At 58.3% G+C, this 15,025-nt stretch carries 13 protein-coding genes; 12 read left to right on the top strand and 1 reads right to left on the bottom strand.

All coding sequences use genetic code 11. From position 1 onward, the window contains the following. Positions 1 to 96: 96 nt before the first annotated feature. Positions 97 to 750: a GntR family transcriptional regulator gene (locus tag ACR0E6_RS10285; protein ID WP_480582902.1), complete on the bottom strand. Its 654-nt coding sequence runs from the start codon at positions 748 to 750 to the stop codon at positions 97 to 99. Between the two features lie 208 nt (positions 751 to 958). Between ACR0E6_RS10285 and ACR0E6_RS10280 the strand changes: the two genes are divergently transcribed. The 12 genes from ACR0E6_RS10280 (at position 959) to ACR0E6_RS10225 (ending at position 15,023) form a co-directional block, all read left to right on the top strand. After that, on the top strand, positions 959 to 2,041 hold the full coding sequence (locus ACR0E6_RS10280) for a Gfo/Idh/MocA family protein (protein WP_480582899.1): 1,083 nt from the start codon (positions 959 to 961) through the stop codon (positions 2,039 to 2,041). Between the two features lie 97 nt (positions 2,042 to 2,138). Beyond that, complete coding sequence (dctP, locus tag ACR0E6_RS10275) at positions 2,139 to 3,149, top strand: TRAP transporter substrate-binding protein DctP (protein ID WP_480582896.1); 1,011 nt, start codon at positions 2,139 to 2,141, stop codon at positions 3,147 to 3,149. Positions 3,150 to 3,175: 26 nt separating this feature from the next. Further along, positions 3,176 to 3,751 carry a TRAP transporter small permease subunit gene (locus tag ACR0E6_RS10270; protein ID WP_170521464.1) on the top strand — a complete coding sequence of 192 codons (576 nt, stop codon included), beginning with the start codon at positions 3,176 to 3,178 and terminating at the stop codon, positions 3,749 to 3,751. Next, complete coding sequence (locus tag ACR0E6_RS10265; RefSeq protein ID WP_480582892.1) at positions 3,748 to 5,043, top strand: TRAP transporter large permease; 1,296 nt, start codon at positions 3,748 to 3,750, stop codon at positions 5,041 to 5,043. The genes ACR0E6_RS10270 and ACR0E6_RS10265 overlap by 4 nt, the downstream gene beginning before the upstream one ends. Further along, entirely contained in the window at positions 5,043 to 6,935 is a 1,893-nt protein-coding gene (locus ACR0E6_RS10260; protein WP_480582889.1) for a bifunctional sugar phosphate isomerase/epimerase/4-hydroxyphenylpyruvate dioxygenase family protein, read from the top strand. Before ACR0E6_RS10265 ends, ACR0E6_RS10260 begins: the two co-directional genes overlap by 1 nt. A gap of 8 nt (positions 6,936 to 6,943) precedes the next feature. Further along, positions 6,944 to 7,759, top strand: a complete 816-nt coding sequence (locus tag ACR0E6_RS10255; protein WP_480583156.1) for a citryl-CoA lyase — start codon at positions 6,944 to 6,946, stop codon at positions 7,757 to 7,759. After that, positions 7,749 to 8,936 carry a Gfo/Idh/MocA family protein gene (locus ACR0E6_RS10250; RefSeq protein WP_480582886.1) on the top strand — a complete coding sequence of 396 codons (1,188 nt, stop codon included), beginning with the start codon at positions 7,749 to 7,751 and terminating at the stop codon, positions 8,934 to 8,936. The genes ACR0E6_RS10255 and ACR0E6_RS10250 overlap by 11 nt, the downstream gene beginning before the upstream one ends. After that, positions 8,926 to 9,600: a hypothetical protein gene (locus ACR0E6_RS10245; RefSeq protein ID WP_480582883.1), complete on the top strand. Its 675-nt coding sequence runs from the start codon at positions 8,926 to 8,928 to the stop codon at positions 9,598 to 9,600. The genes ACR0E6_RS10250 and ACR0E6_RS10245 overlap by 11 nt, the downstream gene beginning before the upstream one ends. Further along, complete coding sequence (locus ACR0E6_RS10240) at positions 9,593 to 10,783, top strand: Gfo/Idh/MocA family protein (protein WP_480582880.1); 1,191 nt, start codon at positions 9,593 to 9,595, stop codon at positions 10,781 to 10,783. The genes ACR0E6_RS10245 and ACR0E6_RS10240 overlap by 8 nt, the downstream gene beginning before the upstream one ends. Positions 10,784 to 10,937: 154 nt before the next feature. Continuing rightward, positions 10,938 to 11,852 (top strand): sugar phosphate isomerase/epimerase family protein, encoded by a 915-nt coding sequence (locus tag ACR0E6_RS10235; RefSeq protein WP_480582877.1) that lies wholly within the window; start codon positions 10,938 to 10,940, stop codon positions 11,850 to 11,852. Further along, complete coding sequence (locus ACR0E6_RS10230; RefSeq protein ID WP_480582874.1) at positions 11,833 to 13,242, top strand: aldehyde dehydrogenase family protein; 1,410 nt, start codon at positions 11,833 to 11,835, stop codon at positions 13,240 to 13,242. The genes ACR0E6_RS10235 and ACR0E6_RS10230 overlap by 20 nt, the downstream gene beginning before the upstream one ends. After that, a complete protein-coding gene (locus ACR0E6_RS10225) occupies positions 13,239 to 15,023 on the top strand; it encodes a thiamine pyrophosphate-binding protein (RefSeq protein WP_480582871.1) in 1,785 nt (594 codons plus the stop codon). Before ACR0E6_RS10230 ends, ACR0E6_RS10225 begins: the two co-directional genes overlap by 4 nt. The last annotated feature ends 2 nt before the right edge of the window (positions 15,024 to 15,025 follow it).

The following is a 15,025-nucleotide window of genomic DNA, read 5'->3' as shown; positions in this document are numbered from 1 at the left end:
GGCCGTTCACAAATTTCTCGATGTAGCTGTGGAATTTTGAGATAGTCTTTTCCAAATCGACCTGAAGAGGTAAAAGCACGCTATCTGTATGCCGCCCTACATAGCCTCCAGCGTGTGTGCGAGACCGTTTCGGATGTGATCTTCCAACAGCTTCTTGGCGGTGCCAGCGTCTCGGGCCAATGCCGCATCGAACATGCCCTTGTGCTCTTTGACGGCCTCTTCGCCGCGATAGGTCAGCACAAGCATCTGGTACCGCAGATACTTGTCGTAGATGATCGAGTGCAGAGACAGTAGATTCCTGGAATTGCAGGCCGCGATCATCGCCTGGTGAAACTCCCAGTCATATCGTTTCCAGGTTTCTTTCTCGGACTCGTCGCCCTTGAGTAGCTGCTGTTCCATCAGGTGCAGTTTGTGGTGTGCGGCAACGAGGTTGCCTTCCCAATCCGTATCACCGTTCGCAATGGACAGTTCCAAAGCGTGGCATTCCAACAGGACCCGAAGCTCTGAAATCTCGGTCAGGTCTTCGCGAGAGACCGGCGTGACCAGGAAACCCCGTTGTTCGGGGGCTTCTACAAATCCGTCGCTGGCAAGCCTGTTCAAGGTCTCGCGAAGTGTCGACAGGCTTGCCGAATAGCGTTCCTTCAAGGCGTCCAGCTTCAGTTTGGAGCCGGGCTGCAGCTCTCCGAAGATGATATCCCGCTTGATTCGCAGATAGGTGCTTGCACCTATCGTAGACGGCTGCTTCGCCATGCGTTTCACCCGATATTCTTGGTTTCTTCGTTCAATTAGCATTTTTCAGGGGTATCAGCAATCCAAACTGATGTATGGTAAAAATAAAAATATCATACATTATTGCGGAATCGCAAAAACCCCAATACGGTCGCGGTCAAGTTGGGCAACGCTGCTCGGTCGAACATTCAGGTTTCGGAGATGTCCGAACCCTCCGGAAGGAAACACAGTGTCTCAGAACTTTCGCATCGCCATCATCGGCATTGGCCTTGTTGGACGCCGCCACGCGGACGCGATCCGGGCGTTGCGTCATGTCGATCTTGTGGCGGTCGTCGATCCCAGCGACGAGGGCCGTGCATATGCCGCCGAGCATGGTGTCGCGTGTTACAAGACCCTCGAGGATATGTTTGCCCACCAATCACCGGACGGCGCTGTGCTTGCGACCCCGACGACGTTGCATGTTGAACAGGGGCTGACATGCGTCCGACACGGGTGCCCAGTTCTGGTCGAAAAACCGATTGCTGTCGAAGCCAATGCAGCGCTTGAGCTGGTACAAGAGGCCGCGAAGGCAGATGTGCCGCTCATGGTCGGGCATCATCGACGGTACAACCCTTTGATCAAGTCCGCCAAGGAAGCGATTGCAGACGGGAAGATCGGCGATGTTCGCGCGGTTCATGCGAATTGCTGGTTTTACAAGCCAGACGCGTATTTTGAGGCTGCGCCCTGGCGCAAGAAACCAGGGGCGGGGCCCATCTCGGTCAATCTGGTCCATGACGTCGATCTTCTGCGCTATCTGGCCGGAGAGGTCGTGACCGTACAGGCGCAGTCCGCCGCGTCGCAACGCGGGTATGACAACGAAGATGTGGCCGGGGCGTTGCTGACATTCGAAGGTGGCGCGATCGGGACAATAACCGTGTCCGACAGCATCGTTGCCCCGTGGAGTTGGGAGATGACGTCCCAGGAATATCCGATTTACCCATCAACCACGGAAAGCAGCTATATGATCGGGGGATCTCATGGGTCCTTATCCGTCCCTGACCTTCGGCTCTGGAATTATCCGGGCGGGCAACGGGATTGGTGGACACCGATCTCGTCAACGGCGCTGAAAAAGGGGGCTTCGGACCCTTTGGTCAATCAGCTCAGGCATTTTGTTGACGTGGCGCGCCACAAGGCAGAGCCGATTGTCTCCGGGTGGGAGGGGCTGAGAACGCTTCAAGTCATTGAAGCAATACAAAATTCCTGCCGGACGGGGAAAACCGTTAGGATAGAAAGCTATCAGCAGTCACCGCAGGCTAAGATCTCGGTAATCTAAAATATCAGATATTTTGTAAAAAATCTTGCAAAATGTCCAAAATAGGTCAAAACTCGGAATCGTCAAAAAACATCATGATGTCTCAGGGAGGAGCAAAGTGATTACCAATCTTACCCGCCGGGCTGCTGTGTCAGCCCTGGTCGCAACCGGTGTTCTGTTCAGCGCAACAAGTGGCGTGCTGGCGGAAGACAAAGTGCAACTTCGAATGGCAACGTCGGGATCGGAGACCGACCAGCGCTCGGTCGCCATGGCCGAGATTTTTGCGCCCATGGTCGCCGATTTCGCAAGTTATGAGCCCAGCTATAACGGCACCATCTTCGCGCAAGGCACCGAGCTGGACGCCATCAGCCGGGGCAATCTGGAGATGTCGATCACCTCGGCGCAGGAACTGGCACAGTTCTTTCCCGAGTTTTCGATCTTTACCGCCGGCTATGTCCATCAGGACGCAGCGCATCAGGTGGCCGTCTTCAACGATCCCCTTATGGATGCCTTCAAGCAAAAGGCCGAGGATGAACTGGGCGTCAAACTGCTGTCGGTCATGTATCTGGGTCGTCGTCAGGTGAACCTGCGCCAGCCCAAGGATGAATTGACGGTCACAACTCCGGCCGATCTGGAAGGCGTGAACTTACGGATGCCGGGCACTGATGCGTGGCAGTTCCTTGGCAAGGCGCTGGGTGCTGCCCCAACTCCGATGGCCTTCTCTGAGGTCTATACTGCGCTGTCCACCGGCGCTGTTGACGGCCAGGACAACCCGCTGCCGACCGTGGTGGATGCCAAGTTCTACGAAGTGACCAATCAGATAATCCTGACGTCCCACCTGGTTGACCTGAACTACATCGCCATCGGCAAAGAGGTCTGGGACGGATTGACGCCGGAACAACAGGCCAAGGTTCAGGAAGCTGCGGACGCAGCAGCGGAATCGGGTCGCCAGAAGCAGCTTCAGAAGGAAGAGGATCTGGTCAGCTTCCTGAAAGAGCAGGGCATGGAAGTCTATGAGCCCGATCTGGCCGCGTTCCGCGATCAGGTACAGTCCATGTATCTTGAAAGCGAGTTTGCCGGGTCGTGGCCGGACGGCGTTCTGGAACAAATCAACGCGCTGGGCAACTAAGACCAATTACGGAAGGGAGAACCACCATGAAAGGCTTCATAAAGGGGTTCTCCCGACTGACCGAAGCGATTGCCGGCGGGATGCTGGCGGCAATCTTCCTGATCTTCCTTCTGCAAATTCTGTTGCGTTACTTCTTTACCCCCGCCGGATGGACGCTTGAACTGATCGGCATCCTCTGGGTCTGGGTGATCTTTTTCAGCTGCGCCTTCATCGTACGTGAACGGGATCACGTGAAGTTCGACATCATCTACCTGTCGGTGCCCCGACGTGTCCGTCAGGTCTTTGCGATGCTCGCAGCCGCCGCCATCGTTATTGGGATGCTCTACAGTTTTCTGCCGACATGGGACTACATCGACTGGATGAAAATCCGCAAGACCGCGACGGTTCGCAACCCGTTCTCGGGCGAGAAGGTACCGCTGCGCACGGTGTTTTCGATCTATGCCGTGTTCATGCTGGTCGTAGCCGCGCGCTATGCATGGCTGTTCTTCGACATCATGCGCAATGGACCACCTAAAACCGAACTTGAAATGGTCGTGGGATTTAACGTGGTCGACGATCATCCCCGCGTTGACGTGGAAGACGACGAGGACGCAAGCAAATGAGCTTTGAACTTCTTTCCTGCCTGCTGACGCTCTTTGTTCTGGCAGGCATCGGGACACCTATCGGCTATTCCATCCTGTTGGCGTCACTGATGTATCTGGGTGTCGCTGGTCTGGACGTCGCGCTTGCGGGTGAGAAAATCCTGCAAGGCTTCTACAAAAGCACGATCCTGCTTGCCGTGCCTTTGTTCATCGTCGCGGCCAATATCATGAATGCGGGCTCGATCACGGACCGTCTGCTGAACTTCTGCGTTGCTGCGGTTGGGCGGTTCAAGGGCGGTCTTGGGCATGTCAACGTGGTGGCGTCATTGATCTTTTCGGGCATGTCCGGCTCGGCAGTTGCGGATGCGGCAGGGATCGGCAAGATCATCATTGAGATGATGACCAAGGATGGCCGCTACAGCCGAGGCTATGCTGCAGCGATTACGGCGGCCTCGGCGACGATTGGTCCGATCATTCCGCCCTCGATCCCAATGGTTCTGTACGCTTTGGTCTCAAAAGCCTCAATTGGCTCGCTGTTTTTGGCCGGTATTCTGCCGGGCCTGATCATGGGCATCGTCCTGATGGCGATGAACTATTATCTGGCCGGAAAGCGGAACTTTGCACTGGAAGAACCTGTTCCGCTGCGCGAGTTGCCCGCAAAAACCGCCAATGCGTTCCCCGCACTGCTGATGCCTGCGATCCTGCTCTATGGTATCTATGGCGGCGTCACCACGCCGACCGAGGCCGCCGCCGTGGCTGCATTCTACGCCCTGCTGCTGGCAGCGTTGTTCTACCGCGCACTGACCTTCCGGGGGCTGTATCAGGTGTTCGTCGACAGCGCGCGGTCTTCCGCAGCCGTTGGGGTGGTCATTGGTGGTGCGTTCATCCTGAACTTCATCGTCATTCAGGAACAGATTCCACAGTCGATCTCGGCCCTGCTGGAGGGGTCGGATGTCAGCCCGATTGTGTTCCTGATCCTGGTTAACCTGCTGATCCTTGCGCTGGGATGCGTGCTGGACGCAACAACGATCATTTTGGTGATCGTGCCCCTGTTCATTCCCACCTGCGAGGCGCTTGGGATCGACCTGGTTCATTTCGGAGTGCTGGTCGTCGTGAACTCGATGATCGGTCTGATCACGCCGCCCTATGGCATTCTGCTCTTTGTGATCAACGCCGTGACGGACATTCCGCTGCGTGAAATCATCTCGGAAATCTGGGCCTTTCTTGCTGTGCTCATCTTCGCCCTAGTGATCATGATGTTGATGCCCGATCTGGTCCTGTGGTTGCCGCGTCTGTTCGGGTATCAGGGGTAATGTGCCTGTCGGTTTCGACAACCTCCATACCCGGCGATCTGGCAGAGAAGCTGCACGCCATCGCCGGGGCTGGGTTTGACGGCGTCGAGTTGCACGAACCTGACCTGACCGCGTTTGCCGGGCCGCCCTCGCACATCCGCGATATTGCGTCGGACCTCGGCCTGAAGATTTGCCTGCTGCAGCCGTTCCACAACCTCGAAGGTCAGACCGGCTCGGGGCGGGAACGCGCCTTTGACCGGCTAAAGCGTAAATTCGATCTGATGGATGCGTTGGGCACAGATCTTTTGCTTGTGGGGTCCGCGTTTGAAGTGGGCACTGATGCCACCGAAGAACAGGTGATCGCGGACCTTGGCGAGGCGACCGAGATCGCCAAACAGATGGGGCTGCGTCTTGCCTATATGGGCTTGCCATGGTCCGATCTTATCCACTCGGACGAACAGGCGCTGCGCATTGTCGAGGCGATTGACAGCCCTCATTTCGGGTTGGCCCTGAACTCATTTTTCTCGCTTGCCGACGGGTCCAAACCAGCCCGACTTCGAGACATCCCCGGAGATCGGCTGTTTCATGTGCAGCTGTCCGACGCGCCCCGGCTTGAGATGGATATTCGCAGGCTCAAACGGCATTTCGGGCTTTTGCCGGGGCTCGGCGCGCTCAACCTTGCGGGCTTCGTTCGGGTGTTGTCCCGCGCCGGGTACAAGGGGCCTTGGTCCATTGCCCGCGTCAACGAGGCGGCCCCCCAACCCGGAGGTCGCACACTGGCCCGCGACAGCTACAGGTCGCTGGTGAACCTTCTGGATGAGGTGTCGCGGACCGAGCCGGGAACCGATTTCGGCATCCCTGACCTGCCCGAACGCGTTTATGCGTCAGGCTTTGAGTTCGTCGAATTCACGGCCGACGAGGTAAGCGGCGCGCAGCTGGCAGATAGGCTGTCAGCCATGTGTTTTCGAATGGAGAGAAAGCACGTCAGCAAATCCGTCGAGCTGTGGCGACAGGGCGCGATCAACATCGTGGTGAATACCGAAAAGGAAGGTTTCGCCCATTCAGCCTTGCTGGGCCACGGCCCCTCGGTCTGTGACATGGGGTTGCGCGTCAAGGATGCGGATCAGACGGTTCAGCGCGCCACCGCGCTGGGGGCGCCGGATTTCTCGCAACCGGTGGGGACCGGAGAGCTGGATATCCCGGCCATTCGGGGCGTTGGTGGCAACGTCGTTCATTTCATCGATGAGAAATCCGACCTGCATCGAGTCTGGGATATCGAGTTCGAGCCAGTTGCGAAAACCAAGGCGACCCAGCCCGCCGGTCTGCGTCGCATTGACCATCTGGCCCAGACCATGCGCCATGATGAGATGCAAAGCTGGCTGCTCTACTACATTTCGACCTTTGAGATGGCAAAGTCGCCCATCGTGAACGTTGCCGACCCGTCCGGTGTCGTGCAAAGCCAGGCCATCGAAAGCCCCGAGGGCGAAGTGCGTCTGAACCTGAACGGGGCCGTTGGTCGTCGGACTTTGGCGGCGTCATTCCTGGAAGACGGTTTCGGAGCAGGCGTTCAGCACATCGCCTTTCAGTCGGACGACATATTTGAAACCTCGGCGCAACTGCGCAAGTCCGGCTTTCCCAGCCTGACGATTCCGGAAAACTACTACGCCGATCTGCAAGCGACTTTCGGGTTGGATGACGATCTGATTGCCCAAATGCGTCAGGGCAACATCCTTTACGACCGGGCAGCGGGTGCCGAGTATTTTCAGATCTACAGCCGTCCCATCTTTAACGGCTTCTTCTTTGAAATTGTTGAACGCCGCGCGGGCTATGCCGGGTACGGCGCGCGCAACGCGCCCATTCGCCTTGCTGCACAAAGCAAAACCCAAGCGGTGAAAGAGGTGCAGACGCAATGACCACACAGATGACAAGCGATGAGCGCGCGGTCCGCCAATGGTGGCGAACCTCGATCATCGACATGAAACCCGGCCAGATCGCTTTTCGTGGCTATCCTATCGAAGACCTGATCGGGAACGTCTCGTTCCCGCAGATGATCTGGCTGATGGTGCGGGGCGATCTGCCCAGCGACGCGCAGGCGCGTTTGTTCGAGGCCGCATTGGTCGCAGGCGTGGATCACGGCCCACAGGCCCCCTCGATCGCGGCGGCGCGTATGGCTGCGACCTGCGGGGTTGGCCTCAACAACGCGATGGCGACTGCGGTGAACATGCTGGGCGATGTACATGGCGGGGCAGGGGAGCAATGCGCCGAGCTGTATTATGATATCGCCGCCCGCATGGATGCGGGGGCTGCGTTGAATGACGCGGTTCGGGACGGTCTGGACAGCTGGCGCGAGACCTACGGCAAGATCGTATCGGGCTTTGGCCACAGATTTCACAAACCCGTCGATCCACGCGCCCCCCGGCTGATGCAGCTTGTTCGTGACGCGGCGGCAGAAGGCACAGTATCCGGCCGCTTTGCCGATATCGGAGAAGAGGTTCAGGCCGAGCTTGGTCGCCAACGCGGCGGTCGGCCCATCGCCATGAATATCGACGGTGCAACGGCGGTGATCTTTTGCGAACTTGGCTTTCCCGCGCCCCTGTCGCGAGGGCTGTTCTGCCTGTCCCGCTCGGTTGGAATACTCGCCCACGCCTGGGAACAGATGGGGCAGGGCGGGCGCAACAAAGGGCCCATGCCCCCGAATTACTTACCCTTCTACGAAGACAGGAATGATGACAATTGAGACATCGAAATCCTTCCGGGTCGGCCTTATCGGCTGTGGTCGTATCAGCGATATCTATCTAAAAACACTATCAAAATTTTCGAGCGTCGAGGTCGTGGCCTGCGCCAGCCTCGATCCTTTGGAAAGCCGCGCCAAGGCGGATCAATACGGCATCTCCAGGGCCTGCACGCCAGATGACGTGTTCGAAGATCCAACGATTGACTGCGTTCTGAACCTGACAATACCAGCCGCCCATGCCGAAATCAGCCTGCGCGCGCTGGAGGCGGGCAAGCACGTCTATTCCGAGAAGCCACTGGTCATGAACCGAACGGATGGAAGGGCGATCGTGCACATGGCCTCGGAAAAGGGGTTGCTGGTCGGCTGCGCGCCCGACACGTTTCTGGGCGGTCGTTGGCAGACCGTTCGTCGGTTGATCGATGAAGGCGCGATTGGGAATCCAACAGGGGTTTTCGCCCATGTCGGTACCCACGGGACAGAACGCCATCATCCCAATCCGGATTTCTACTACCAAGCCGGTGGCGGGCCTTTGCTGGACCTTGGGCCATACTACCTGACGGCGATGGTCTGTTGCCTTGGCCCCGTTGACCGCGTCGCCGGAATGGCGCGACGCACGTTCGACAAAAGGATGATCGAAAATGGCGCTCGCAACGGTGAATGGATGGATGTCGAGGTCGACACACACTCCCTGAGCCTGCTGCAGTTCTCATCCGGCGCAATCGGGTCGATGACCATGAGCTTCGACGTCTGGGACAGCGAAACGCCCCGGTTCGAGATCTATGGTGAAGACGGGACCATCAGCATCCCCGACCCTGACCCGGTTCATGGTGCCAACATCTTTCAGGGCGATGTCTGGCTGAAAACGCGGGACACCTCGCGCTGGTCGCATCAGCCTCGTCCAACCGGTCGTGAAAACTGGCAGGTGGTCGAGAACAAACATGGGTTTAATGAAGACAGTCGTGGCCTCGGCCTGTTGGATCTTGCCCTGGCGGCACAAGAAGGCCGCCAACCCCGTGCAAGTGGCGCGCTGGCCTATCACGTGTTCGAGGTCATGGACGCGATTGAACGGGCACCGAAGTTCGGTGCCTACCAGACAATAGAAAGCCGGTGCGAAGCGCCTGCACCTCTGCCGGTCGATTTCCTGAACGATGAGAGGAAGGAGCTGGTCCATGCCGATTGAGACACTCGACTTTGCCCAGCCATTTTTTCGCGTCCAGCACATCACCGATGAAGATGGAGTATCTGTCGAGGGTCGTGCCATTGTTCTGAACCTCGGGGGGAGGGACCTCGCGGTCGAGGATCAGACGGTTGCGCCGCTTTCGTCGGTGATCGTGCAGAACAGCACCGTCCAAAACGTGGAACGGGCGGTCATTGTCCATGGCTTCGACGCCCATGCCGATGACAATGCGCTGTTCGCATGGGTGAAGGATACATGGCCTTCAGCCTTTGATGTTCGCCAGGAAGAGCGTCTGCGCGGTGTCAGCCACTATATGTCGCCAAAGGTCTTCGTGGGTAACGTTGGACTGACCATGTACCACTCGGGCTCGGTGCCGCTGAATGTCGGATTGCATAAGGATCATCCGTTCTGCCCGGTACCGGGGTTTCGCGAAGTGCATACGCAGATCGTAGGCTTTGGCAAAATGCAGCAATGCCGTGAGCGGGATGTTGAATCCCTTTACCTCGAAGAATTCATGGCCCCCGGCACGACGCACAAACCGATGTATGACGCCGAAGGCAACTATCCCTGGCATCAATACGAGACGATTACCCCCAGCATCTTCATGGCGGTTGAAATCCTGCCCGAAGGCGCACGGGCCCCGGACATGGAGGTTCAGAATGGCTGAGCGGCTTCTACCCGAAACCCTGAATTTTGACGGTCCTTTCCCACGATTGTCTCGTCGTTTGCGGCTGGGCGTTGTTGGCGGTGGGCGTATCTCTGTCACGCAAGCAACGGCCGCGCGGATGACCGACCGGTGGGAGGTCGCCGCAGGTGCGCTCAGTTCCGACGCGGCGCGCAGCAAGGCGCGCGGGGCCGAGTGGTTCCTGCCAGCAGACAGGTGCTATGCGTCCTTCGACGAGATGGCGCAGGCCGAGGCGGCACGGCCTGATGGTGTGGATGCGGTGATGATCACCACCCCGAACCACGTTCATTTCGACGCTGCCAAAGCCTTTCTGGAGGCGGGCATTGACGTACTGTGCGACAAACCCCTGACCAACGAAGTCACCGAGGCCGAGGGGCTTGAGGGGATCACCGCGCGCACGGGAAACATCTTTGCTGTCGGTTATGCGATGTCGTGTTTTCCGGTCATCCGGCAGGCCAAGCAAATCGCGGCCGAAGGCGGCATCGGCAAGATCAACCAGATCCATGTTGAGTTCATGCAAGATTGGATGACGCCCGAAGATGTGGCCGATGCGCCCCATGTGAAATGGCGGCTGGACCCCAAAATCTCTGGTCCGACCAGCTGTGTCGGCGATATCGGCACCCACGCCGCGCATCTTGCCAGTTTTGTCTCGGGCCTGCCCATGACCGATCTGCGGGCCGAGTTCCATGTCTGCGGCGCGCCAAAGCCTTTGGAAGACACGGTGTTCATGTTCACCCGCTATCAAAATGAGGTTCCGGGCACCCTGATGGCAACGCGCCTTGCCCCCGGAAACCGGGGCGGGTTGCGGTTGCGGGTCTTCGGCAGCGAAGGGGGCTTGGAGTGGGACCTTGAGAACTCGGAACAGCTGAAGTTCAATCGGTTCGGAGAGCCGGACCGTATCATCAGCCGAGGTCACGGGCACGGCATCGGCCCCGGAGCGGAACGACTGATCCGGACCGCGCGTGGCTTCCCCGAAGGGATTATCGAAGCCTGGGCCAACCTTTATACGGAATTCGCCATGGCCGTGGCCGCGCGCCGGGATGGTGTCACCGTTCCCGCCGATTGGCTGACATATCCCAGTGTCGAACAAGGCGCGGATGGCGTCCGATTCATTGATGCCTCTGTGCGCTCTCACCAGTCCGGAGGTGACTGGGTCGCCATCTAAAGCCCTGGCAGCACAAAGGTTAAACACGCCCGGGCCGTTGTCCGGGCGTTTCCATCTCCTGCTCTGCATTAAAAGTTGATATTTTTAAAAATATCAGATATTTTGTACTACGTGTGATGAATTTGAGATTCGCAGACACGTGGAGCTGTCGTTCATGGTGAAACCCGAAGAGGCTGGCGCAAGCCCCTCTCTCTATTCCTTGGCGCATCTGACGCTGATTGGCTGTACGCCGCCCGAGTTGGTCTATATCGCCGCGCGGGCCGGTTACGATGCCGTCAGCCCCCGCTTCATTCCGATGCATGTACCCGGTGAATTCACTCAATCCCCGATCGACAAGGCGCAGGTGCAGGCCACCAAAACGGCTCTCTCTACCACCGGCCTGAAGGTTCTGGATATCGAGATTGCGCGCATCACCGAAGATGTTGACCCGCGCAGTTTTGAGCCTTCTCTGGAGATCGGCGGGGAACTGGGCGCCAAGCGCATGATCATGAGCGCGTGGACCGACACCCGCGATGATCGTGACTTTCTGATCGACGTCTATTCTGAAACCTGCGAACTGGCCGCACCCTATGGGCTGACCGTAGACCTTGAGTTTCCAAGCTTTTCCCGCCTGCGTACCTTGGACGAGGCACTTGATATTGTCCGCGCTTCCGATCAGTCGAATGGCGGTATTCTGGTCGATACACTCTATCTGCACCTCAGTCGTGTGGATTTGGGAGAATTGCTACACGTCCCCTCGGGCCTGTTTCACTTCCTGCATATCTCAGACTGCCTGCCCGGCATCGCCGATACGCGCGAGGGCATGATCCAGCTGGCCCGTGATGCGCGGCTTTATCCCGGCGAGGGCTGGATCGATTTCACCGGCATCATCGAACGGATGCCACCCGTCGACTATTCCATCGAACTGCCCAACCAAAGCCGCGTTGCCGAGTTGGGATATGAAGAACACGCGCGTCGCTGTCTCAGCCACGCCAAGCGAACATTCGGTGCGGCGCGGTCACAGCGCCGTATGCCCGATGCAGCCATTCTAAAACACCAAGAGGATCACCATGGGCAAAGAGCTCACTGAAAACGACCGCAATATGGCGGGTGACATGCTGGCACGCGCCCGCGCTGCCATGGCCGAGATCGAGGATTGGGATCAGGACAGGCTGGACCGCCTGTCTCAGGCCATTGCGTGGTATGCGGGGAATGAGAAGACCTTCACGCGTCTGGCCCAGCAAGGCGTGGACGAAAGCGGTATCGGAGATCGCGAAGGGCGTCCTGCAAAGCGGTTCAAGATTCACATGGTTTTGCGTGATGTCTTGCGGACACCATCGACCGGGATCGTCGAGGTGGACGAGGAAAAAGGGCTGGTGAAATACGCCAAACCCGCCGGTGTGATCGCATCCCTGATCCCGATGACCAACCCGGCGATGACACCGCCGGTAACTGGCGTGTCCGCCGCCAACGCCCGGAATGCGGTTATCTTCAGCCCGCACCCGCGAACCGCCCACACCACCTATGAAATGGTCGAAGTCATGCGTGCTGCTTGCCGTGCCGCCGGTGCCCCCGAGGATTTGTTTCAATCCATTCGCAAACCGTCGATCCCATTGACGCAACATCTGATGGAGATTTGCGACCTGACGCTGGCGACAGGTGGCAAGCCCATGGTCAAAGCGGCGTATAGTTCCGGACGTCCGGCCTATGGCGTTGGCGCGGGCAATTCGTCCATCGTCATCGATGAGACAGCCGATCTGGATATCGCCGCGCAGAATACGCGTATTTCAAAGACGTCCGACTTTGGCTCGGGATGTTCAGCCGACGGTAACATCATCATCCAGCGCTCGGTCTACGACGATATGGTCAAAGCGCTTGAAGCCGAAGGCGGGTATCTGTGTTCGGACGAAGAGAAGGCCATGCTCGAAGCAGCCATGTGGGACGAAAAGGGCAACCGCACGTTCCCGACCATCGCCTGTCCGCCGCAGCAAACGGCCAAAGTTGCCGGGTTCTCGATCCCCGAAGATCGCAAGTTTCTGATGGTCGAAAATCAGGGGCAAATCGGGCCCCAGCACAAGTTCTCTAAGGAGAAACTGACAACTCTGATGGCGCTTTACCATTTCGACACGTTCGATGATGCGCTGGATACAGTCCGCCAGATCTACAACACCGGGGGCAAGGGCCATTCCTGCGGCATCTACAGCCACAATGACGATCACATCGACCGGCTCGCGCGTCTGGCTCCGGTCAGCCGCATGATGGTGCGGCAGCCTCAGTCCAAGGCCAACGCCGGTGCATGGACCAACGGTATGCCCATGACCAGCAGCCTTGGTTGCGGCATCTGGGGCGGCAACATCACGAATGAAAACGTCACCATGAAACATATGATGAATTACACCTGGGTCAGCCGTCCGATCCCCGAGGATCGCCCCTCGGAGCCGGACCTGTTCGGTGAGTTCTACGGGCAGGAGGTCGCATGATGGACGGAGCGAAACTGGACGGCAAAACCGTCGCCGAACATATCGTTGATTTCCTCGAACGCCGTGACGTCAAGCATGTGTTCGGGCTTTGTGGCCACACGAACATCGCGGTTTTGGCCGCGTTGGCCGAAAGCCCGATTGATTTCGTCACGGTGCGCCATGAACAAATCGCCAGCCACGCGGCGGATGCATATGCCCGCGTGACGGGCAAGGCCTCGGTGGTTTTGTCACACCTCTCCCCGGGTTTGACAAACTGTGCCACCGGGGTCGCCAATGCCGCGCTGGACTGTATCCCGATGGTTGTGATCGCAGGCGACATTCCCACGCATTACTACGGCAAGCATCCGCATCAGGAGGTGAACCTGCACGCAGACGCCGCCCAGTGGGAGATCTATCGCCCCTTCGTCAAACGTGCCTGGCGGGTGGATCGTGCGGACCTGATGGCCGAAATCTTGGAAAAGGCGTTCCATCTGGCTGAAAGCGGCCAGCCCGGGCCGGTGCTGGTCAATGTGCCGATGGACATCTTCTCCGAGGTGATCCCCTCGGACAGTTTCGACCGTATCCGCGACAACACGCGCGCGCTCAAGAAACCGTCGATTGACGATGAAACAGCGCGAGAGACTGTCGAAGCACTGGCGAAGGCCGAAAACCCGGTCGCTTATGTCGGCGGCGGTATCCTGTTGGCACAGGCTAGCGAGGAGTTGCGCGAGTTTGTTGAACATATGGGCCTGCCCGTCGCGCATTCCCTGATGGGCAAGGGCGCATTGCGGGACGACCATCCGCTGGTGCTGGGTATGACCGGGTTTTGGGGCACCGAGTTGGTGAACCAGTCCTGCCTGAATGCGGATTACATCTTTGCCGTAGGAACAAGGTTCAAAGAGGCTGATTGTTCCAGTTGGTACCCCGGTTATACGTTCAACATTCCCGGCTCAAAGGTCATTCATATCGACATCGAACCGCAGGAAATCGGCCGCAACTATCCCACCGAGATCGGCGTCGTCGCAGATGCCAAAGCCGCGCTGCGCGTTCTGACCCGCGTTGCCCGCGAGATGTATCCCGACGGCTTCAACCGTCCCGCGCTGGAACAGAAGATCGCTGACTTCCGAACGGAGTTCAAAGCGTGCAACTTGGACATGGTGACCTCAACAGCCTTTCCGATGATGCCCGAACGTATTCTGGCGGATACGCGCAAGGCCCTGCCCGAGGATGCCATTATCACCACGGATGTTGGGTGGAATAAAAACGGGGTAGGGCAACAATTCGATATTCTGAGCCCCGGTTCGATCCTGACGCCGGGCGGGTTCGCGACGATGGGCTTTGGCCCCCCGGGCGCGATCGGCGCGAAACTGGCAGCACCCGATCGCGTGGTGATCAGCCTGGTTGGCGATGGTGGTTTCGGCCAAAACCCCTCGATGCTGGCGACGGCGGTCGAACTTGATCTGGGCATCATCTGGCTGGTGATGAACAACAACGCCTTCGGCACCATCGCAGGTCTGCAAAAGGCGCATTACGGTCTGACCTATGGAACAACCTTCCCCGGATCAGCTGCCACACCCGCCAACGGACCGGGCTATGCCGAGATCGCGAGGGCCTATGGCGCGGAAGGGCACAGGCTAAGCGCCGCTGATGAGTTGCAACCCGCATTGGAAGCAGCGATCGCCAGCGGCAAACCAACTGTGCTTGATGTGCCAATGATCAACAACCCGACGCCAACGACCGGGCACTGGAACATCTTGGACATATACTCGCCTGACAAGGATGTGTCGCACGTCGCGACGTGACG

Source organism: Ruegeria sp. AP12 (assembly GCF_056540025.1).
This window is presented reverse-complemented; position numbering and strand designations above follow the sequence as displayed.